This window comes from Rhodococcus sp. IEGM 1330 (genome assembly GCF_033142445.1).
In the GTDB taxonomy this organism is placed as follows: domain Bacteria; phylum Actinomycetota; class Actinomycetes; order Mycobacteriales; family Mycobacteriaceae; genus Rhodococcoides.
Genome location: NZ_JAWLSB010000001.1, coordinates 50,517 through 71,480 on the forward strand (window position 1 = coordinate 50,517; position 20,964 = coordinate 71,480).

Below are 20,964 nucleotides of genomic sequence, written 5' to 3' on the forward strand. Positions count from 1 at the left end.
CCACAGGAGAACCGAACCATGACATCCGCAATTCCCGGGTCCGAGATCTTCTCGTCCCGCCCCGTCGACCCCGACGCCCTCGCCCGTACCCTCCCACCGACGCTGCCGGTGCACACCGTCACCCAGCAGCAGATCGACGAGCTCGACCCGCTGACCTACGAGGTCATCCGGCACCGACTGTGGTCGGTCACCGACGAGATGGGCGAGGCACTCAAGCGAATGTCGGGCTCACCCATCGTCACCGACGCGAACGATTTCGACTTCGCGATCAGTGACGAACTGGGACAAGAGGTTCAGGTGGGCCTCTACAACACCATGCTCGTCGGAGCCGTCGACCTGGCGATCTACTGGACCCTGCAGCACCGCGCCGCCAACCCGGGAATCGTGGAGGGCGACATGTTCCTGTGCAACGACCCGTGGGTCGGTGGGGGACTGCATCAGAGTGACGTCATCGTCTACCAACCCATCTTTCACGAGGGCAAGCTGTTCGCCTGGACCAGCGCGATCTGCCACGAGCCAGACCTCGGTGGTTCCGGACTCGGATCGTTCGATCCGTCGGCGAAAGACGTGTTCTCCGAGTCGCTTCCGACTCCACCGGTCAAGGTGGTCCGCGACTACGAGCTCCAGCGCGACGTCGCGGATCTCTGGGTGCGGCGCTCCCGCGTTCCCATGCTGGTCGGGCTCGACCTGCGCGCCAAGATCGGCGCGAACACCGTCGGGCGCAACCGCATGCTGGCCGTCATCGAGCAGTACGGTGCCGACACCGTCAAAGCCGTCATGAAGCGCATGATGACCGACGCCGAAGGGCGCCTGCGCAGCAAGCTCTCCTCGCTACCCGACGGGACCTGGAAGGCCACCGGCTACCAGGACCAGTCGCACACCGGTGACCGCGAGGTTCACAAGATCACCGTCGCGATGAGCAAGACCGACGACCATCTCACGTTCGACTTCACCGGCACCGACAAGCAGACGGGCGTCATCAACTGCACGTACGCAGGCATGCGCGGCGGCGTCATGCTCGCGTTGCTTCCGATCCTCGCGGGTGACATTCCCTGGTCTGCAGGCGGGTTGATGCGATGCTTCGACCTGGTGTCCGAGGAGGGCACCATCAACAATGCGAGCTTCCCGGCGGCGGTCAGCCGTGGTCCGATCGGACCCGCTTGGCTGACGGGAACACTCATCGCCGAATGCCTGTCGCAGATGCTCGACCGATCGGTCGACCTCGGCAAGAGCGTGCAGGCTGCGTGCTGCGGTACCTGGGACACCGCCGTGATCGCAGGCCTCGACGAACGCGGGGAACAACCCGTTCCGTTCCTCAACATCATGATGGAACCGATGGCAGGCGGCTACGGCGCACGCCCGACCGCCGACGGCATGGACACCGGCGGACTCTTCTGTATTCCTATGGGGCGCATCCCCGATACGGAAATGACCGAGTTCCTCTACCCGCTACTCACATTGTGGCGTCGTGAAGAGCCGGACTCCGGTGGACCCGGTCGTCAACGCGGTGGTGTCAGTGCATCGCTCGCTGTCACGCCGTACGGGACCTCGCTCCCGATGGGCCTCGTCCTCGCCTCGGCAGGTAAAGCGGTGGCTCAGAACAACGGCCTCGCCGGCGGATACCCCGGCAACACCGGACTCGAGATTCTGGCGCGCAGTACCGACGTCATCGAGCAGTTCGCTGCGGGAAAGATTCCCGGAGCCCTCGAAGAACTCGGCGGCGGAAAGGAGTTCGGCGCGTGCTACGCCGAAAGCTATGTCGCTCCCGGTGAGGTGCTGTACATGCATTGGCAGGGCGGCGGCGGTTACGGAGATCCGCTGCATCGTGATCCGGCCGCGGTCAGCGTCGATCTGCGTGAAGGCAAGGTCACTACCGACGGTGCCAGTGAGGTCTACGGCGTGGTGATCTACGACGGAAAGGTCGACGAGGCGGCAACTACCGCGCGACGTCGGGACATGATCGACGAACGGCGTACGCGGTCCACCCAGCACTCCGACGCTCCGATAATGGACCTCTCGCTTGCCCGCAGGCTCGACGACAACCTGTCCGAGGTGACAGTCGGGGACGTTCGGGTCATCGCCTGTGCACAGTGCGGTCGACTGCTCGGTGACGAGAAGACCAGCGGCGTATTGGATCTGGCTCGCTACGAGGGGCCGTCCTCGGCGGCGGGGCCGCAGGTGACGTCGGATCCGTCCATTTACGTCGACACGCCCATTGTGTTCCGTCAGCTGTGCTGCCCGGGGTGCTGGACGGCCGTGTACTCGGGAATCGTGCCTGCCGATCACCCCGATCATTCGTTGGAGATCTCACGATTGCTTCCTGCGGTGGCCGAACGATGACGGTGACCACCGACGCGACCCACTCGGACTGGGACGGCAGGCTGGTGGGATACCCGGAGGATCGCGCGCAGCACTACCGCCGGAGTGGTTCGTGGAGCCCACTGCCCACGAGCCGACGGTTCCGGGACATCGCGCTTCGGTATCCCGACAGGCTCGCGATCATCAGCGCCGAGGGTTCGATGACGTTCGCCGAACTCGACCGTCGTACCGATGCCATCGCTGCCGGATTGATTCGACTGGGACTGGTGCGCCTGGACCCTGTGTTGTTCCAGATGACGAACCGGCTGGAGACGGTTCTGGCCTGGTACGGCTGCGTCAAGGCCGGACTGGTTCCGGTCGCCACACTGGCCGCGCACCGAATGCACGAGATAGCGCACATCGGTGCCGCGGTGGGCGCGGTCGCGCATATGGTCGAGGCCGGCCTGCCGTCGTTCGATCTGGTTTCGTTCGCCCACGAACATGCCGCAGTGAGCGAGACCGTTCGCCACGTGGTGACAGTCGGGGCGGTGGAGACCGACGAACTGCGGTTGGAAGACCTCGGGCGCGGCATCGATCCCACCGAGGCCCGAGCTCTCGTCGAAGCCATCGAGGCCGAGACGGATCCCGAGGATGTGGTTGCATTCCAATTGTCCGGCGGGACAACGGGAGTGCCCAAGGTCATTCCACGGATCCATGCCGAGTACTGGAACAACGCACTCATGTACGCCCAACGGCTCGAGTGGACCGCGGACAGCCGCGTCGCCCATCTGATCCCCATCGTGCACAACGCAGGGATTGCCTGCGGTCTGCACGCCTCGCATTCGGTGGGCGCGTGTCTCGTACTCGCGACCGCCGACGTCGGATCGGCGTTCGACCTGATGGAGCGCGCGGAAGCCACCGAGGTGTTGATCGGCCACGGTCATTACCAGGCCGTGTCGAGTCCCGAGTTCGATCGTGTGCGTGAGCGTCTGCGGCACGTGATCCTGTCCGGTGCCAAAGTGTCACCGGCGCTGATGGACCGCGTCGACGACTGCGGAGATCATTGGGCGGGTCAGCTGTTCGGGATGTCCGAGGGGCTGCTCACCGTCACCCCGGTCGCCGCCCCTCGCGACGCTCGAATCACCACCGTCGGCACCCCTGTCTGCGCGGAGGACGAGGTGCGCATACTCGATCCCGGCACGGAGATCGAGCTACCCGACGGGGAAGTCGGCGAATTGTGTTGCCGTGGCCCGTACACGATCACCGGGTATTTCGGTGCCCCCGAGCACAATCGGACGGCCTTCACCTCCGACGGCTTCTACCGGACCGGTGATCTGGCGTCGATCTCCGTCGTTGCCGGCGAGCGGTACGTCACGATAGAGGGGCGCATCAAAGACCTCATCAACCGCGGCGGCGAGAAGATCAACGCCGAGGAGGTGGAGCTTCTTCTGCTCGACCATCCGGCCATCGTGGGTGCGGCCGTCGTTGCGATGCCCGACCCCCGGCTGGGCGAGAAGACGTGCGCGTATCTCGTCACCGACGGGCCCCCGTTGACGATGGCCGACGTGCAGGAGCATCTCACGGGACTCGGTGTGGCCAAGTTCAAATGGCCGGAGCGCCTCGAATGGATCGACGCGCTTCCCCGAACCAACGTCAACAAGATCGACAAGAAGCGTTTGCGGCTCGACGTCGCCGCGAAACTCGAGAGGCAAGAATGAAACTCGACCGCGTCGCAGTCATCGGCGGTGGCCCCGGTGGCCTCTACGCCGCACGACTGCTGAAACTGTCCAACCCCCACGCCGACATCGCTGTCTACGAACAAAGTTCACCGAATACCACGTTCGGGTTCGGAGTGGGCCTCGCCTCACGGACGCAGCGGAATCTACGGCAGGCCGATGCGCCATCACTGGATGCAATTGTCGCTCAGGCGTACTCACACGAGATGTCGATGCAGGTGGGGGAGTCGATCGCCCGATTGGCCCATGGCGATCTGCTCGCGATAGCCCGGACCACGCTGCTGTCCGTCCTGCAGGAGCAAGCGCGTGACGCAGGGGTTCGGCTCGAATTCGGCGAACGCCGTGAGCCGGCCGATCTCGACGTCGATCTCGTCATCGCCTCGGACGGAATCAACAGCGCGACGCGCACCGCCGACGGCAGGTTCGGTGCCGACATCGCCACCGGAGCCGGCCTCTACCTCTGGTGCGGAACGGATTTCGCGTTACCCAGCGCCATTTTCGTACCCGTCACCACCGAGCACGGAACGTTTGTTGCGCACGCGTATCCCTATGCGCCGGATCGCAGTACGTTCCTGATCGAGACCGATGTCGACACGTGGACCCGCGCAGGGTTCGACGCCACAACAGCAGCCACGGACCCGGCCGATACCGACGAGGCGTCGTTACGCTATCTCGAGAAAGCCTTCGCGGACACTCTCCAGAACCACGGTCTCATCGGAAACCGGACCCGGTGGATGCAGTTCCGCACCGTCCAATGCCGAAACTGGTCGGTGGACAACGTAGTTCTTCTCGGGGACGCCGCCCACACCGCTCATTACTCCATCGGCTCGGGAACGAAGCTGGCCATGGAGGACGCCATTGCGCTCGATACCGCACTGGCGGCGGCTGAGACCGTCGGCGATGCCCTCACCGAGTACGAACGGGTGCGTCGCCCCGCGGTGGAGCACCTTCAGCAGATTGCCGTGCGAAGTGAACAGTGGTGGGAATCCTTCCCCCAACGGATGGATCTGCCCGTGGAGCAATTGATGGTGGCGTACATGACGCGCGCCGGAAAGGTCGGTCTCGAGCGATTCCTCGAATCTGCCTCCGAGGTGGCGTGGAAGGGAATCGCGAGCTACGCGCAGGTCCCTGCGGACTCGGAGGTTCCTGTCGATGTGTCTCGGTGGATCCTCTCGCGGCCCATCGAACACGGTGGGCGGCTGTTTCCCGACCGATTCGCCCCGTCCGATCTTCGCGAAGACCCGACGACGACGGTGGTCTCCGTGGACGTCGAATCTGCGTGGAACGAGAAGGCGACGGCCATCGTCGACGAGTGCAGGGCAAGCTCCACGGTGTGGCTGACCGGGTCCGGCGAGCGTGATCACGTCCTGACCCGACTCGATCTCGCGGAGCGAATGATGCGGAGCACCGGTGCACTCGTCGTCGTCGACGTGCCGGAGGAGTGGATGCCCGACGCGGTGGCAGGTCTGGTCAGTGCGCGCACCCACCTCGTGTCTGTCGGTCGTTGACGGGAGCGACGGTTATTCTTCGGTCATGACACGCGAGGACTCACAGCGGGGAGCGCCGCGAAATCCGCGTCGGGAGCTGGTCGAGAAGCAGATTCTCGACCAGGCCACGCGGTTGTTCGCGGAGAAGGGCTTTGCCAGCACGACCCTCCAGGACATCGCCGACGCAACGGGCCTCACCCGGCCGGCCCTCTATCATTACGTCGCTAACAAGGACGAGTTGCTGTCGCGCCTGATCAGTGAGAGCACCGAGACCCCTGCCGCAGTTCTGCACCAGATCAACGAGCGATCCGATCTCGGTCCCACCGAGAAGCTCCTCAAGATGGCCACCGCGATCGCGTTGAATCAGGCCGAGACCGCCGACCGCTTCAAGCTGATCATCAGGTCTGAAGCCGATCTCCCCGAGGAGATTTCGAGAACGTATCAGCAGAGCCGCAGGCACGTCCTCAAGGAGTTCGTGACGGTCGTCGAAAGCGGCGTCAAGGCAGGGGAATTCAGACCCGTCGATCCGCGGACGGCGGCACTCGGCATCATCGGCATGCTGAACTGGGTTGCCTGGTGGCATCAGAGCGGCGATGCCGACGCCGATCGGAGCGTGGCCACGCAACTCGCCGACATGGCACTGCGCACCGTTGCCCAGGACAGCGGCAAGCCCGTCGTACCCGAGGGGCCCGAACGTGCCATCTCCATGCTTCGGGAGGACCTCGACTACCTCGAACGCATCCTGGCTCGGGATCGAACCTAGGCGCGCGTGGAAAGCGGCTCCGTAGTTCGACACTTCGCCGCTCGCAACGAATCGGGTGTTCATTCGCCTCGCAGAGCGTGATCGACGGTCGCGCCGACAGCGGCAGCACCGACCGACGTCATGATCGTCCCGGCGTGATCGAGTCCCATCATCGGGGTGATGGACGTCAGATCGAGCGCTTCGATGTCCTCGGTCGAGTACATCGGCGCGGAGTTGGAGCCAACGCTCCACTGCGCGTGCAGGAATCGAATCGGCATCGTCAGTTCCCGAAACCGCGAAGGGCCGAAGAACACGTCGGTGGCGTCGGCGACGACCGCAGCGGACGACAGTCGAATCGATCCGTCGGCCAGATCGTGTTCGGCGTACTTCCGTAGCAGCGGGTCGCTGCCGTCGAGCAGAGGCAACGACGTCGACACCAAGAACTCGATGTAGTCCTCTATGTCGTTCCACTGTTGCTCAGTTCGAGCGATCTTGTCCGCGAAAACGGCCGCCACGTCGTCCCGTGTGAGACCGGCGGGCGGTGCTACCGGAACGCCCCCGTCGACGAGGACGAGACTCTTCACCCGGGACGGATACCGGGCCGCGAATTCGACCGCCACGAATCCACCCATGGACATTCCACAGACATGCACGGCGTCGAGCCCCAGACCGTCCACAACGGTGTCCAGGTCGTCTGCGTGCTGGGCCAGTGACGACGGTCCCGTGACGTCCACGCTGTCACCTCTGCCGCGGAGATCCGGTGCGACGAGTGTCAGGTGCGGGGACTCCGCGTGCAGCCAGCTCCACAACATGCGCTGGCTGGAGACCCCATGCACCACGAGGACGGGCTCGCTGGTCCCGGTGAGTGTTTCGACGACGACGTCTCCGCCGGATACCGGTACTCGATCGATGGTCATGTCTGCAGACAGTATGGGAAGCCCGCCGCAGGCGGCATGGATCTCACACCCACTGTGCTCGTCGAATTATGGCTGGATCATCCGTACCGCGGTGCCAGGTCGGTCGGAACCGCTGGCGGAAAGGTGCGGCGATGTGGGTCGCGCTGGGTAGGACGCCTTACCTCAGCGGCGCAGATCTTTTCGCATGATCACTCGCGGGATTCCGCCCGACACCGACGTCGTCTCGGCCGCGAATTCGAAGCCCGCCGACTCGAACAGTCCGCGGGTGCCGACGTAGGCCATCGTCAGGTCGACCTTCGCACCCTTGTTGTCCACCGGATAGCCCTCGATCGCGGGAGCACCGTGATCGGCTGCGAACCGAACGGCACCGTCCAACAACGCATGCGCGATACCGCGTTTGCGGTGGCCGGCCTTGACGCGGAAGCACCAGGCCGTCCAGACCGGCAGATCGTCGACGTGTGGGATCTTGTTAGACCGCGCGAACGGCAACTCCGCGCGTGGTGCAACCGCAGCCCAGCCGACCACCTCGTCCCCGTCGTAGGCCAGCACGCCCGGCGCGACTTTTCGACGAGTCAGCTTCTCGACGTACGCGGCGCGGTCGGGGCCGACGAGTGCTCTGTTGGTCGCGGAATCGATCCGGTGACTCAGACACCAACAAACCGACGACGTCGGGTTCTTCGGGCCGAGAATCGCACGCAGATCCGCGAACGACGTTGCAGGCCGCACCGAGAAGCTCACCCGCCGACCATACCCAGCAGCGGTGCCGTACTACTGGTCCAGCTGGCGGTGTGTTTCGAGACGGTACGGTCGAGGCGTGAAAACTTCGATCGTCGGCACCGGTGCGATGTGACCATCTCTTCGAGCGACCGTGCATTCCTGGCCCGTGCTGTGGATTTGGCGGCAGAGGCGGCGCGCACAGGCAACGATCCGTTCGGCTCGGTTCTGGTGTCGGACAGCGGCGAGCTGTTGGCCGAGGACAGGAACAGGGTCGGCGACCTGAACGATCCCACTCAGCACCCCGAGATCGCACTGTCTCGGTGGGCCGCGACCAACCTGAACCCCGAGCAGCGTCGATCGGCGACGGTCTACACCTCCGGTGAGCATTGTGTGATGTGCTCTGCGAGCCACGGCATAGTTGGACTCGGCCGCATCGTCTACGCCACGTCGACGGCTCAATTGCTCACGTGGCTCGAAGAATTCGGTGCTGCACCACTCGCAATCACGCCGTCGCCCATCGAACGGATCGTCCCGGGCATCGTGGTGGACGGGCCGGTGGCCGAGTTCAGCGACACCGTTCGCGAACTGCACAGGCAACGTCACGCATCTGCCCAGTAACGCACTCGAGAACGGAGAGGGAGAACGTGCCGGACGGCATCGAGGTCGGAGCAGGGCACCGCACGAGAGCGATGACGACTGCGCTCGCGGTCACCGGGGGCGTCAGCGCGGTACTCGCATGGCTCGAGTTCGTCCTCATCCGTCAGCAGCTCGTGGTGGGATCGTGGGTCATCGCCGCGGCAGTCGTGGCCATTGCTCTCGTGCGCGTGTCCTCTGCGGGAAAGCCCGCCGCCGTAGGAACAGCGCTCGGTGGCGTCGCCGTCGTGACCCAGGTTGCATGGCTGGTGACGGGCGTTCACGCACTGTGGGTCACGGCCTTGACCGGGGCCATTGTGCTCGTCTTCTTTCTGCTCGGGGCGGCGTGGGCGGGCAGTTCGGCGGCCTCCACTCGTAGGGCGGCCACCGCCATCCCGGCAGGGGTCGCTGCAGCAATTGCAGTGGTGGTCTCCGCCGCGGTTATCGGCACGGCGGCAAGTCCGGCACCGCTGGTTCGATCGCTGCAAGCTGTGGGGCAGAGCAATTCCTTCGAGCCCGACGCGCAGACATCGACGACGTCGGTCGACGGTGCACGACTCACCAACGACGTCGAATACGGCTCGACGCTTCCGAATTCGTTTCTCGACATCTACATCGCCGACGATGATCCATCGGTCAGCCGGCCTACGTACGTCACGATTCACGGTGGTGGCTGGATTGTCGGGGACAAAACGGATGGTGCTCCCAGCGCGGATTCCGGCGGTGCATCGTGGGCCGGCCCCATGCTCGACGCCGGCTACAACGTGGTGTCGGTGAACTACGCGTTCGCGCCGAGCTACCGATTCCCGACGCAGACAATCCAACTGGGCCAGGCCATGCAGTTCCTGGAAGTGAACGCCGACGGGTACGGACTCGACATGAATCGCGTCGTGCTCGCCGGAACCAGCGCGGGTGGCCACATCGTCGGCAACTACGCCACCGTGCAGACCAACTCCGATTACGCGCGAGCACTGGGTATCGAACCCACCATGGACCGAAGTGCCTTGAAGGCGATCGTGTTCGAGAGTGCTGCCCTCGATGTCGGTAGAGCGGGCGCACCGCAATCACCGAGCCCGTCGAACGGTTTCTTCTTCGACATCGCCGCCCGAAGTTACCTCGACACCACCGATACAGCACTGCTGGCACAGGCGAACGTCATCGACAATGTCACAGCCGACTTTCCACCGAGTTTCATATCCGACGGCAACACCGGTACCTTCCCCGACCAGGCAGCCGAACTGAGCGCCGGACTGGACAGAGTGGGCGTCGCCAATCGCCTGAATCTGTACAGCAAGAACGAGGCGAGACTCGACCATTCGTTCATGTCGGTGGATTCGGAGTGGACCGACGAATACAGCCGCCTCAAGATCGAGTTCCTCCGCGACGTCGTCTGATCCGCCGAACTCGAAGATCCGGACGCTTTCGATGCCGAATCCATCCACAGCTTCGAGTTCGGCAGGGGAGAGGTAGCGACCAGTCGTCCCAGCGCGAACTTTGTGCCCTCGCTACATCCACATTGCTGACGATCCGCTGTGGTCGATCGACGAAACCCAGCCTTCAGCAGAATAATTCGATCCTGACGCCGGATGCAGGAATGTCGACGACATGACTCCCGAGCCGAGGCCAATTGGTTGTTGTTCACCACGACGACGCGTGCGACGCCGCGCGAATGTAGTCCCCCAGGAATCGGACAAGAGCTGTCGCCCGAGGTTGAGCGGTCGCGAGCCGGGTATCTTCCGGCATGGACGATTCGAACGAACGGCCCGCGGACAGCGATTCTGGGGCCGACCAATCCACCCCGGTGTACCAGCCGCCTGAACTTCGGACTCAGGACGATCGGGCCGCAACGCGGCTCGAGCTGTTCTTCGACCTCGCCTACGTTCTGGTCGTCCACCAGCTCGCGATCGGCCTGAAGGACGATTTAGGGTGGCACGGGGTCGCTGCGTTCGCCGGGCTGTTCGCTGTCACGTGGTGGTCATGGGTGACCACTACGTTGTACGCGAACCGGTTCGACACGAACGACGTTCTTTATCGGGTGCTCAAACTCGCCGCCACCTTCGCGGTCGCGGTGATGGCGGCCAGCGCGACCACCGCCATCGGGGGTAGTGGGACGGTCGCGTTCGGCATCGGTTACATCGCGACGCGACTGATCCTCGCCGCGCTCTATTTCCGTGCGCGGCACCATATCCGCAACGTACGGGGCACCATTGACCTCTATCTAGCGGTCACGGTCGTCAGCGCGATCGTGTGGACGATTTCCCTGTTCACGCCATCCCCGTTCACGTACATCCTGTGGGCGGTGGGCATCGCTGTCGAGGCCGCGGCTCCGTTCGCCGCTACCCGGTGGGGCCAGAACGTGCCGCTGCATCTCGACCACCTTCCGGAGCGCTTCGGACTTTTCGTCATTCTCGTCCTGGGTGAGTCGATTTCGGCGGTCGTCCTCGGCATGCACGACACCTCGTGGGCGTGGTCATCGCTATCGGTGGCGGCATTGGGGTTCACCATCACGGCCGCAGTGTGGTGGATGTACTTCGACATAGCCGGTGCCGAAGCGAAATTCGAGATTCAGGACGACGACCGGGCGGTGGGGAGCGGCCGCGCCGACGGCTACATCTACGGGCACCTTCCCCTCACTCTGGGGGTTGCCCTGCTCGGTGTCGGGATCCAGCAGTACGTTCTGCACCCCGTCGGAGAACTCACCGATGCAGGCCGCTGGATCTTCTGCGGCGGGATCGTCCTGTTCGTCGTCGGGATTTGTTCCATTCTCGGATGGAGTTCGGGCAACTGGAAGATGGTCGTCCCGTGGCCGGGGTTGGCCATTCCAGTGGTGCTGGTAGTGGGCACCGTTGACAACGCGCTCCCGTTCGCGTCGGCGATCGTGCTCGCCGTCGGTGCCATCGTCGCAGTCGTTGCGGGAATTGTCCGGCGGCAACGAAGTTCCGTCGAGACCTCTGAAACCTGACCTTCGCGACGCTGCGGCCGATTCTCCCGTCGTCTGTATATCCGCGATAGCGGGCCATGCACGACGCGTGTGCGGCGCTGAGTCGAGGGCCTCCCTCAGCTCGGTCCGAAACGCTCCGTTCGGATGTTCGCTGCCGAGTGACCCCGCGCCACCAGCATGTCGGCCACAGTGTCGACGAAGCTCGTGGGGCCGCAGATGTAGCATCGCGGCTCGAATTCCGCCGGCCATCCGTGGGAGTCGAGATCCTCGATTGTGATGCGGCCGAGGGGGCGTGCGTTGCCGGCCGGAGCGCGCCGCGTGTGGATCATGGTGACGTCCACGCCGGCCGGAGGGTGAGTCCACTCGTCCGCGAAGTAGACCTCCGCGGGTTCGCGCACCGAGTACAGCACTCGGAACGGCACCCGTCCGCCTGTCGCGGACGCCTGCGCGCGCACCATCGCGCGGAGTGGGACGATGCCGGAGCCGCCACCCACCAACAGGATCGGCGGAGACGGGGTCTCGGAGGGCTGGGACGGTCGCCAGACGAACCATCGACCCACCGGACCACGGATTTCGATGCGATCGCCGACTTCGACGGCCTCGACCAGGTAGGGCGACACCTCGCCGTCGGCGACGTTCTGCACCGCGATCTCGATGCGCGACGTGCCGTCGGGTGCCGACGCCACGGAGTAGCTTCGCTGTGCGCTGTAGCCGTCCTCGGCCGTGAGCTTGACGTCCACATGCTGCCCGGCAAGGTGGCCGGGCCATCCTTCGACGTCGAGAACGAGGGTGGATGCGGTGGGTGTCTCACGCCGCACGGTCTGCACCGTGGCAACGAGCCAGGGTTTCGCCCCGGCCGCCGATGTCACGTCAGTCGCCCTGGTATCGCTGCTCGCGCCACGGATCTCCGTAGTCGTGGTACCCACCGCGTTCCCAGAAGCCTTGCTCGTTCTCCGGAGTGAGCTCGATGCGTGAGATCCACTTCGCCGATTTCCAGAAGTACAGATGCGGAACGAGAAGCCGAGCGGGACCACCGTGTTCGCGAGTCAGGGGAGCGCCGTCGAACTCGGTGACCAGCCAGGCCTTCCCATCTCTGAGGTCCTCGAGGGGCAGGTTGGTGGTGTAGCCGTCGAAGCCGTGCACCACGACGTAGCCGGCATCGGTGTCGAGACCGTCCAGCAGAACGTCGAGGCTGACGCCCTTCCAGGTGGTGTCGAGCTTCGACCACTTGGTGACGCAGTGGATGTCGACGGTGGGAGTGTCGTGCGGAAGTTCCGCGAATTCGTCCCAGGTCCAGCTGCGGGTGTCGCCGCGTTCGGTGGTGATCGAGAACGACCATGTGTCGGTCGCGACCACGGGCGCGGGCCCGATTGCGAGGACGGGGAAGTCCTTGGTCAGATACTGACCGGGGGGAGTGCGCCCGTCCTCGCCGCGTCGGCGGCCCACGAAGCCCTTCGAGATCAATGCCATGGTGGCAAATTGTCCTCCCGCGGTCGGGAGTCTGACAAGTCGGACGCCACGGCGGTGGCGGAACGGACCGTCATCGATCGCGACATGATTCGACTGCGGAGGGACAGTACGAATTGGACCGCCTGCCAGTACAGAATCCCGACGACGATCGACAGGGCGAATGCCAGCCAGGGATGGTCGTCGCGCAGCGGCAGGTAGACCTGGAAATGTGTCAGGTAGATGTAGAGGGAGGCGCTCGCCAACACTCCTGCCACCCGGCTCAGCATCGCCGGGAATGGAATCGACGACAGCCACACCAACATGCACAGGCCGATGGCGACGATGACTTCTCGTTGCGTGTCGCCGAAGAAGAACCCGGGCACCGTGGCTACGATGGCCACCGTCACACACAGTCGCTGCCGGATCGTGTTCGCCTGCGCCGCAGCCCAACCCAATGCGAACAACCAGAAGACGACCGACGCGGTCAGGATGCGGTTGGGGCTGTCGTCGATGTCGATCAGCCCGTAGCGGGTTACGAGTCCGAGGCCAACGAGTCCCATCGGGAACCAGAACGAATGACCACGCTCGAGACGGTCGAGCAATGGAATCGCCAGTGCCGCAGTAGCGGCGAGAACGATGTACACGATTGCCTCGACGAACCAGTACCGCCATTCCGCGGACCACCCGGCCGGGCCGAGGATCCCGTTGAGCAGGAATGCACTGGTGATTCGATAGTCCCCGGTGAGGGCGATGACGAATCCGATCCACACCATGCTGGGGACGGCTATCCGGGCAACGCTTCGGAGCACACGTCGAGTCCGCTCGTTTCGATCTGCGGCCCCGAGGTGAAAGCGGGCGAAGTTGTAGCCGGCTATACCGAGAAGAACGTGTGCCCCGCCGAGTACCGCGAACAGGTGAATGTGCGAGCCGACGATCAGCACGATCGCAAGGGCGCGCAGCAGAACGTTCGTCTCCACTCGGTGCCAGCCGCGGTGTGAGCGCGGACCCCGATCGAACTCTCGCACCGGTGTGGTGTGCCAGTTCTCGGGCAGATGGCCGAGCATGGCCTCCAGTCGCATGGACATACGGACATACGACAGAGAGTCACCGCCCAGACTCACGAACGTACTGTCATCCTCCACCTGTGAGCAGTGCAGGATCTCGGCGAACAGCGCCTTCACGTCGGGGGTAGTCGGGACGGTGTCCGACGGGTCGAGTTCGCGCCGTGCAGCGATGTCCGCAACCGCTCGTAGATCGGGTTTGCCGGTGGGCGTTCGCGGCACTTGGTCGACGAGACACACCCGTACCGCTGAAGCGGGAAGGCCACTGGTCTGCGCGGCTGTGCGGCGGACGGCGTCGATGTCTCCGCCTTCCACGACAATGACCAACTCGTCGTCACCACCGGTGCAGCACGCCGTCAGCCCGTGCTGCGCGAGCGTGGACTCGATGCGCTGCAGGTCGATACGCAGGCCGAACACCTTCGCGAATCGACTTCGGCGGCCCACCACCTCGTATAATCCGTCGTCCGTGAGCCGCGCGAGGTCGCCGGTGTGCAGTTCGCCCGCGAGGGTGTCACCGAGGCGAAGGTCGTCGGGGCTCTCGGCGTACCCGAGCATGACGTTCGGCCCGGAGTAGACGAGTTCACCTGTCCCACTGGGGCAGTCGTCGACTGTCTCCAGGCGGAAGGATCCTCCGGGAATCGGACGACCGATGGTGTGTGGGTGGGTGGCGGCGAGATCGGATGGCAGATAGGCCATTCGGGCGGTTGCCTCGGTCTGCCCGTACATGACGAACAGGTCCCATCCCCGACGTCGGCCCAGCTCGGCGTACTTCCGGACGCGGTCCGGCGGCATCTTGCCACCGGCCTGCGTGATGTAGCGCAGCTCGGGCAAGTCCAGCTGGTCGAACCCCATCCGGTCGAGCAGATCGAAGGTGTACGGCACGCCGGCGAACGTCGTTCCGCGCTGGGCCCGCACCAGGGTCCAGAAGTCGGGATCGGTGACGGAAGAATCGGTCAGAATCAACGCGGCACCGCGTAGAAGGTGGCTGTGCACGACCGACAGTCCGTAGCAGTAGTGCATGGGCAGCGTCGTCACTGCTCGGTCGGTGGCGCGGATACCGAGATACTCGGCGATCGACTCGGCGTTGGACTGCACGTTTCGGTGCGAGAGTCGGACGAGTTTGGGTGATCCGGTCGAGCCTGACGTGCTGAGAAGCAACGCGAGGTCGGGGTGCAGGCGATGCTCGGGTCGTCGGCCGGCCTTCTCGATGACGCTGCGTCCCTCGACGGTGCGCACCACCACGTCGGGCCGGTATGCGTCGATCAGGCCGTCGAAGTGGCCGGAACTGTCGCCCGGAGCCATCAGCACCGGATGCCCGGCCCGCAGCGCCGCCAGATACGTGACGATCACGTCGACGTCGTTGGAACCGGCGATCAGCACGAGGCAACGCGTCGTCCCGAGTTCCGATGCCCGACGCTCGACGCGTTCGTCGAGTTCGCGGTAGGTGAGCGTCTCGTCGGCCGTGATGAGAGCTGGTTCGTCACCGAAGCGGCCGAGGTCGCGCGCGAAGCACACACCGGGGCGGTCGACGTAGGTCATCTCGCTGAGCACCGACGGAGTCTATATAAGGAATGCCGAACCTAACTAGATGGCCGTCACCTTGACTACCTATTCAGGAGTAGACCGGGGCTGCAGCGTTCAGTGGGACTCCAGCGCGTCGGCGAGCATATGCATTGCCGCGGTGGTCGACAGTGCACGGACGCTTGCCCGGTCGCCAGGGAGATGAAGCGTGTGGGTGATGGTAGGTCGGCCCGTGACGGCGATACCGAAGCAGACGGTCCCGACCGGCTTGGCCTCGGTGCCACCACCCGGGCCGGCGACGCCGCTGGTCGATACCGCGATGTCTACGTTCAGTCGGTTCAGTGCGCCTTCGGCCATCAGCGCGGCCACCGGCTCGCTCACGGCTCCGTGTCGATCGATGACCTCGGCGGGGACGTCGAGCAGGCCGGTCTTCGCCTCGTTGGCGTAGGACACCACCGCGCCGATGACGTACGCCGACGATCCTGCGCGATCGGTGAGTCGGGCGGCGATCATGCCTCCCGTGCACGACTCGGCTGTGGCGATTCTTCTGCCGGACAGACGGTTCGCGACAATGTCGTCGATGGTGGACCCGTCGGTCGAAAAGACCTGTGAGCCATGGCTTTCTTCGATGAGACGTTCGAGATCCATGTATGCAGTTCTCGCCGATTCGGTGTAGCGAGTCACCATTTCGAGCTCGCCGAGACTCAGACAGGTGGTGATCTCGAGATCGCCGAATCCCGTGATCTCGCTTTCGGCCGTGCGCAGTGTTGCGGCGAGGTCGGCCTCGGACAGTCGATAGCCGCGAATGGTGTCCTGACGCATCTGCGTGCGGCGGGCGAGAACCTCGGCGACGGGTGTGCTGTCGAGCGCCTCCGGCCACATCGCCTGCAGTTCGCGAGGTGGGCCGGGCAGTATGAGGACGGCGGGCAGCGACCTGGAGTCGTCGGCCGGTATCGCGACCCCGGGTGCGGTTCCGGTCGGTGAAATGGACTGCGCGCCTCGAGGAACCATCGCCTGCTTTCGGATACCGGCCCGTAGGGGCTCGGAGTCGGCTGCAGAACTCATTCGGCTTCGCCACCGCTGCACGATCGCGTGGATACGATTTTCGAGCTCGGCGTCCAGTGTCAATTCGCGACCGTACAGCGCGGCGACGGTCGGGACCGTGAGGTCGTCGGCGGTCGGACCCAAACCGCCGGTGGTGACGATCAAGTCGACGCGTTGATCGGCCAGAAACCGAACCTGCGCAGTCAGATCGTCCGGCCGATCACCGCAGACGGTGATGTGGGCAACGTCGACCCCCATCTCCAGAAGTCGCTGAGCCACCCACGGGCCGTTCCGGTCGGTGACCCGACCGGCCAGAACCTCGGTTCCCGTGACCACCACACCTGCTCGCACAGTCATACTTCGACCTTACTGACTGGGGGCGTGCCGGTGACTTCTGCGGTTGGCCCGGGTCCAAGAAGTGACATCGACCGCTACCGAGGAGACAGCCATGACCACCACCCACACCACCGCGCCGGGGAAGATCGCCCCGCGGATCGGCCTCGTTCTACAGATTTTCGTGATCGTCTTTCTCCTGTTCGACGCGATCAGCCACATTCTGAACCTGCAGGTGGTGAAGGATGCATCGGTCGACCTCGGCCTGCGTGACGAGATGGCACCGATCACCGGCATCGTCATGCTGGTCATCTTGATTCTCTACGCAGTTCCCGCGACGTCGATCCTGGGTGCCATCGTGCTCACCGGCTATCTCGGCGGTGCGGTGCTGACCAATTGGCGCGTCGAGAAGCCGCTGCTGAGCACCGTGTTCTTCGCGATCTACGTGGGCATCGCAGCGTGGGGAGCGCTATACCTGCGGGACGAGCGCGTCCGGAGCATCATTCCGTTGCGCCGAACATAGAGATCGGCGTTCGATCAGCCCGCTACTCGACCGTTCAGGTAGCCGACGTTCTCCCTGTCCTCCGCAAACGCGCGCGCGTTCGCCGGATGCTTGCGGAATCGTCGACGAACTCGCGCGCGTCTGACGAATGCGCGCGCGTTCGCCTCGAAGTCGTTGCCCGCGAGTCGAACTCGGGAAAGTAGCTCGTGCGGATTCCGGTAACGGTGGCACCGCCGTTTTCCAGTGTTCCTGTTCGGCTGTCGCAGATGACTGTTACGTCCCGATCCGAAGGCTAAGCTCCATGGGTGCGAACCGATATGCGACGCGGTGGGGTGTTGCTGGACGTCGCGGTAGTCGTAGCGATTGTGGCCGTCGGAACCGTGGCTGCCGGAGTCCTCGAAGATCAGCCGCCTTCCGTCGGGCCCATACCCGGCTGCGATGTCGTTCTTCCTGCCGAGGAAGGCTTTTCTTTCTCGATCGGTTCTTACGGGGGTCGGTATGACAACCCCGACTATCCGTGGCTGACGGCTACGAAGGCGTCGGCAATGTCGACTGCGTTGATCGAATCCTTGCCCACCGATGTGGAATTGGAGTTCGCTTCGCCGTCGAATTCTTTGGTGTTCCAACCGATGCACATCTATCCCGAAGGAGTGGAGATTGCGGAGGGCGTCACGGTCGAGGACATCAGCGGTGACAGTACGGCCTCCGGCGTCGTCGGTCGCGGAGATACCAAAGCGCCCCTTGGAGTTTCGGTCGAAGAGTGGGACGGTGAGATACCGCCATGCGTCGAAGAGCGGGTCGACGAACGAACGACCCAGCCCGACGGCACTGTCGTCGACACGTTGGACGCGGTGTCCGACTCCGATGGAGGGCCGACGCATCGCCGGACTGCGGTCGCGTATACCGCCGACACTCTCGTGCACGCGAGAACGTCGAACGACGGTAGTGACGCAATGCTCCCGCTGAGGGTGGACGAGCTTCGCAGCATCGTTTCGAACCCCGAATTGCGCGTCACTGCACAGGTTCCCGAGGGAACGCCGCCGCCGCGTCGTGACTGTGGTTCGTACCAGGAGAATCCGACGCTCCCATTGTCCAAAGATATGGTCGAACGCATCGGCGCGTCATTGGCAGAGCAGTGGGCAGTCTTCTTACCCGATGCGCAATCCGACCGCCCCATCGGCGATCTTGTGTTGGGGTCGTCCGGAAGCGCAAGTGCGTGCACCATCGTGAACGTATCGACACCGACCGGTTCCACGGAACTGAGTATCGAAATATCGATCAGGGACACCACCGGGTGGCGCAGCACCGACGCGCAGGACAGCTCCGGTGTGAGCCGATCGACTCTGCCCGACGGCACCGTCGTGACCAGTCGGTCCGACGACACTCTGCGAGGCGGGCAACCGAGCGAGTGGTTGAGCGTGCTCCGGCCGTCGAACACGCTCGTGCAGTTCAGCTTCGGAGACGGAATCGAGGCCGATTCACTCGTCGAACTCGCGTCGGCTCCAGGGTTGGATCTGTGAGTAGGAGTTATCGCTGACGGCCACTGATCGTGAACAGAAGGTCGTCCATAGGGGCGTCGACAGCAAGGATCGACATGTCGAGATCGGGTTCGCCATCGCCGGCCGGGCCGACGTAGACGCAGATGCCGGTCTGGACGTCCAGTCGGACGGTGACCGGTGGTCCCGGTACCCAGCGGCTTGTCCAGGTAAGAGTTCGAACTCCACGGTCTTCCACCGCCACGGTGACGATTGCGCCAACCGGCGGAACTGTTCGACGGACGGGTTCGTGATCATCTACCGATCATGCCGTCGACTCGCGGTTCAGTTCTGCTCGTTCCCGTTCTCGGGAGGATGTGGCACGTTCTCGTCGTCCACGTGCGCGCCCTCGATCGCGTCGGTCTCGGCCGTGTGTTCGCGCGGGCCGTCGTTGCTGCCGTGGGACGGGACTGCATCGCTTGCGTCGGTCGGCATCGTCATGAAGTCTCCACTGAGTCGGGGCGACAGGTCGCCAGAGGATGTACATCATGGGTGTGCCCCGCTGCGCACAGAACTACACCCCGAGATGCCAGAATGACGACACACCCCATCCCGAGACGGCAAGGACTGAATGAAATCGACAGGCGCATGGGGCTCGGTATGGTCGACGATCGCGGTGATCGTCGGGATCGTCGCTGCCGGCACAGTTGTCGCCGGCCTGCTGCACGAACCGCAGCCTGACCCAGTCGCGATTCCAGGTTGCGAGGAGGTCATTCAGCCAGAGGATTTGGTGCGAGTGAACTACGCATTTGTCAGCGAGGGTGACGCCGACATTTCCGAGGTGCCGTGGAGGTTCGAGGCCAAAGCACGATCGATGACCGATGCCCTGATCGCGGCACTACCCACCGGAGCGACCGTCGAACCCGAACCGTTCGCACCGACCTTCGGCTTCGACGCGGTCGCGGTACGGCAGTCGTTGGACGGCGAGGCCGACGCGCTCGGAACCGTCACCGTCGGCAACCGGACCGGCGCGCTGACAGTCACCGTGGGGCTGTCCGACGAGCCCGCCGGTCCGTGCTTCGCCGGCTTCGAGGAGGAGCGTTCAACGCGAGAAGACGGCACCGTTCTCGACACAGTGAACCGGACCGACACACACCGCGTTGTTGCGTATGCGCCCGATGGCACCCGAATCGATGTGAACGCCAACGACGTACTGACGCTCGAGCAAGTCATCGATATCGCACTGGCACCGGGTCTTCGCGCGAGCGCACCCGCCTGACGAACCAGGTACTCACACGGGCCGTGGGTGTCGATCGACGCTGATCAGATTCGTCGATCCATTCCGCACCTGAGCGTTCACTACCGTCGCCCACCGGCGGCATCCCGCGAATGACACCCGATCGCGAACACTGACGTCCGCGCGCGTCCGGTGGCCTATCTTGAGTTCGATGCGAATAGCTGTGGTGGAAGACGACGACGGACTCGGTGACGCGTTGGTGGACGCGTTGACCGAGGTGGGGCACACGCCTGTCCGCATGCGCCGCGGTGCCGACGCCCTGCTCGGCTATCACGAGATGGACGTCGTGCTGCTCGATCTCGGACTGCCCGACATGGATGGCCTCGAAGTTCTCCGAAAGCTCAGGACGCTGAGTTCGGTTCCGGTGGTGGTGCTGACGGCGCGGGACGACGAACGTTCGGTGGTGCGGGCCCTGCGCGGCGGCGCAGACGACTACGTCGTCAAGCCGGCTCGATTGGGTGAATTGCATGCGAGACTCGAGGTGGCCGCTCATCGTCGAAGCGCGGCTACCGAACCCACGGCGGACAGGCTGACACTCGGTGACGTCGTCGTCGATCTTTCCGGCCGTGCCGTCGAAGTCGGCGGACGCGCTGTTGCGCTGACCACCAAGGAGTTCGACCTGTTGGCCCATCTCGTGACGCGACGCGGCGAAGCAGTGAGCCGGGAACAGTTGATGGACGCCATCTGGGGTGACGCCTATGTCGCGATTTCACGAACGCTCGACGTCCACATGACGGCGTTGCGTTCCAAGCTCGCTCGCCCGGGTGCCATCGTCACCATCCGCGGCTTCGGCTACCGCTGGGATACCTGA

Annotated in this window: 19 protein-coding genes; 11 read left to right on the forward strand and 8 right to left on the reverse strand. The window is 64.3% G+C overall.

Translation table 11 applies throughout. From position 1 onward, the window contains the following. The first annotated feature begins 18 nt into the window (after positions 1 to 18). The 4 genes from R4P57_RS00220 to R4P57_RS00235 are packed head-to-tail and all read left to right on the forward strand — an operon-like array spanning position 19 to position 6,284. The gene (locus R4P57_RS00220; protein WP_317800893.1) at positions 19 to 2,340 is read left to right on the forward strand and encodes a hydantoinase B/oxoprolinase family protein; all 2,322 of its coding nucleotides are present in this window, start codon (positions 19 to 21) and stop codon (positions 2,338 to 2,340) included. After that, positions 2,337 to 4,016, forward strand: a complete 1,680-nt coding sequence (locus tag R4P57_RS00225; protein WP_317800894.1) for a (2,3-dihydroxybenzoyl)adenylate synthase — start codon at positions 2,337 to 2,339, stop codon at positions 4,014 to 4,016. The genes R4P57_RS00220 and R4P57_RS00225 overlap by 4 nt, the downstream gene beginning before the upstream one ends. After that, the gene (locus R4P57_RS00230) at positions 4,013 to 5,542 is read left to right on the forward strand and encodes an FAD-dependent monooxygenase (RefSeq protein WP_317800895.1); all 1,530 of its coding nucleotides are present in this window, start codon (positions 4,013 to 4,015) and stop codon (positions 5,540 to 5,542) included. The genes R4P57_RS00225 and R4P57_RS00230 overlap by 4 nt, the downstream gene beginning before the upstream one ends. Before the next feature lie 25 nt (positions 5,543 to 5,567). Continuing rightward, entirely contained in the window at positions 5,568 to 6,284 is a 717-nt protein-coding gene (locus R4P57_RS00235; RefSeq protein WP_317800896.1) for a TetR/AcrR family transcriptional regulator, read from the forward strand. Between the two features lie 59 nt (positions 6,285 to 6,343). Here R4P57_RS00235 and R4P57_RS00240 read toward each other — a convergent pair whose 3' ends face one another. Continuing rightward, positions 6,344 to 7,180, reverse strand: a complete 837-nt coding sequence (locus R4P57_RS00240; RefSeq protein WP_317800897.1) for an alpha/beta fold hydrolase — start codon at positions 7,178 to 7,180, stop codon at positions 6,344 to 6,346. 162 nt (positions 7,181 to 7,342) lie between these two features. Continuing rightward, positions 7,343 to 7,918, reverse strand: coding sequence for a GNAT family N-acetyltransferase (locus tag R4P57_RS00245; protein WP_317800898.1), 576 nt, complete (start codon positions 7,916 to 7,918; stop codon positions 7,343 to 7,345). Between the two features lie 108 nt (positions 7,919 to 8,026). Here R4P57_RS00245 and R4P57_RS00250 point away from each other — a divergent pair, with 108 nt between their 5' ends. The 3 genes from R4P57_RS00250 to R4P57_RS00260 all read left to right on the forward strand — a co-directional run bounded on the left by R4P57_RS00250 (position 8,027) and on the right by R4P57_RS00260 (position 11,492). Next, the gene (locus R4P57_RS00250) at positions 8,027 to 8,515 is read left to right on the forward strand and encodes a nucleoside deaminase (protein WP_317800900.1); all 489 of its coding nucleotides are present in this window, start codon (positions 8,027 to 8,029) and stop codon (positions 8,513 to 8,515) included. 26 nt (positions 8,516 to 8,541) lie between these two features. Next, entirely contained in the window at positions 8,542 to 9,924 is a 1,383-nt protein-coding gene (locus R4P57_RS00255; protein ID WP_317800901.1) for an alpha/beta hydrolase, read from the forward strand. Positions 9,925 to 10,271: 347 nt separating this feature from the next. Beyond that, a complete protein-coding gene (locus R4P57_RS00260; protein ID WP_317800902.1) occupies positions 10,272 to 11,492 on the forward strand; it encodes a low temperature requirement protein A in 1,221 nt (406 codons plus the stop codon). A 95-nt stretch (positions 11,493 to 11,587) separates the two neighbouring features. Here the strand turns inward: R4P57_RS00260 and R4P57_RS00265 are convergent, their stop codons facing one another. The 4 genes from R4P57_RS00265 to R4P57_RS00280 form a co-directional block, all read right to left on the reverse strand. After that, a complete protein-coding gene (locus tag R4P57_RS00265; protein ID WP_317800903.1) occupies positions 11,588 to 12,340 on the reverse strand; it encodes a ferredoxin reductase in 753 nt (250 codons plus the stop codon). Between the two features lies 1 nt (position 12,341). Beyond that, entirely contained in the window at positions 12,342 to 12,941 is a 600-nt protein-coding gene (locus tag R4P57_RS00270; protein WP_317800904.1) for a sulfite oxidase-like oxidoreductase, read from the reverse strand. Beyond that, positions 12,932 to 15,520, reverse strand: coding sequence for an AMP-binding protein (locus tag R4P57_RS00275; RefSeq protein WP_317801650.1), 2,589 nt, complete (start codon positions 15,518 to 15,520; stop codon positions 12,932 to 12,934). Before R4P57_RS00275 ends, R4P57_RS00270 begins: the two co-directional genes overlap by 10 nt. 99 nt (positions 15,521 to 15,619) lie before the next feature. Continuing rightward, positions 15,620 to 16,903: a competence/damage-inducible protein A gene (locus R4P57_RS00280; RefSeq protein WP_317800905.1), complete on the reverse strand. Its 1,284-nt coding sequence runs from the start codon at positions 16,901 to 16,903 to the stop codon at positions 15,620 to 15,622. A gap of 91 nt (positions 16,904 to 16,994) precedes the next feature. On the opposite strand from R4P57_RS00280, the gene R4P57_RS00285 reads away from it, so the two are divergent. Beyond that, on the forward strand, positions 16,995 to 17,402 hold the full coding sequence (locus R4P57_RS00285) for a DoxX family protein (RefSeq protein WP_317800906.1): 408 nt from the start codon (positions 16,995 to 16,997) through the stop codon (positions 17,400 to 17,402). 284 nt (positions 17,403 to 17,686) lie between these two features. Beyond that, positions 17,687 to 18,901: a hypothetical protein gene (locus tag R4P57_RS00290; RefSeq protein ID WP_317800907.1), complete on the forward strand. Its 1,215-nt coding sequence runs from the start codon at positions 17,687 to 17,689 to the stop codon at positions 18,899 to 18,901. 7 nt (positions 18,902 to 18,908) lie between these two features. Here the strand turns inward: R4P57_RS00290 and R4P57_RS00295 are convergent, their stop codons facing one another. Further along, entirely contained in the window at positions 18,909 to 19,121 is a 213-nt protein-coding gene (locus R4P57_RS00295; RefSeq protein ID WP_317800908.1) for a hypothetical protein, read from the reverse strand. 80 nt (positions 19,122 to 19,201) lie between these two features. Continuing rightward, positions 19,202 to 19,357, reverse strand: a complete 156-nt coding sequence (locus R4P57_RS00300; RefSeq protein ID WP_317800909.1) for a hypothetical protein — start codon at positions 19,355 to 19,357, stop codon at positions 19,202 to 19,204. Positions 19,358 to 19,487: 130 nt separating this feature from the next. Here R4P57_RS00300 and R4P57_RS00305 point away from each other — a divergent pair, with 130 nt between their 5' ends. Beyond that, positions 19,488 to 20,135: a hypothetical protein gene (locus R4P57_RS00305; RefSeq protein WP_317800910.1), complete on the forward strand. Its 648-nt coding sequence runs from the start codon at positions 19,488 to 19,490 to the stop codon at positions 20,133 to 20,135. Positions 20,136 to 20,304: 169 nt separating this feature from the next. Continuing rightward, complete coding sequence (locus R4P57_RS00310) at positions 20,305 to 20,964, forward strand: response regulator transcription factor (protein WP_317800911.1); 660 nt, start codon at positions 20,305 to 20,307, stop codon at positions 20,962 to 20,964.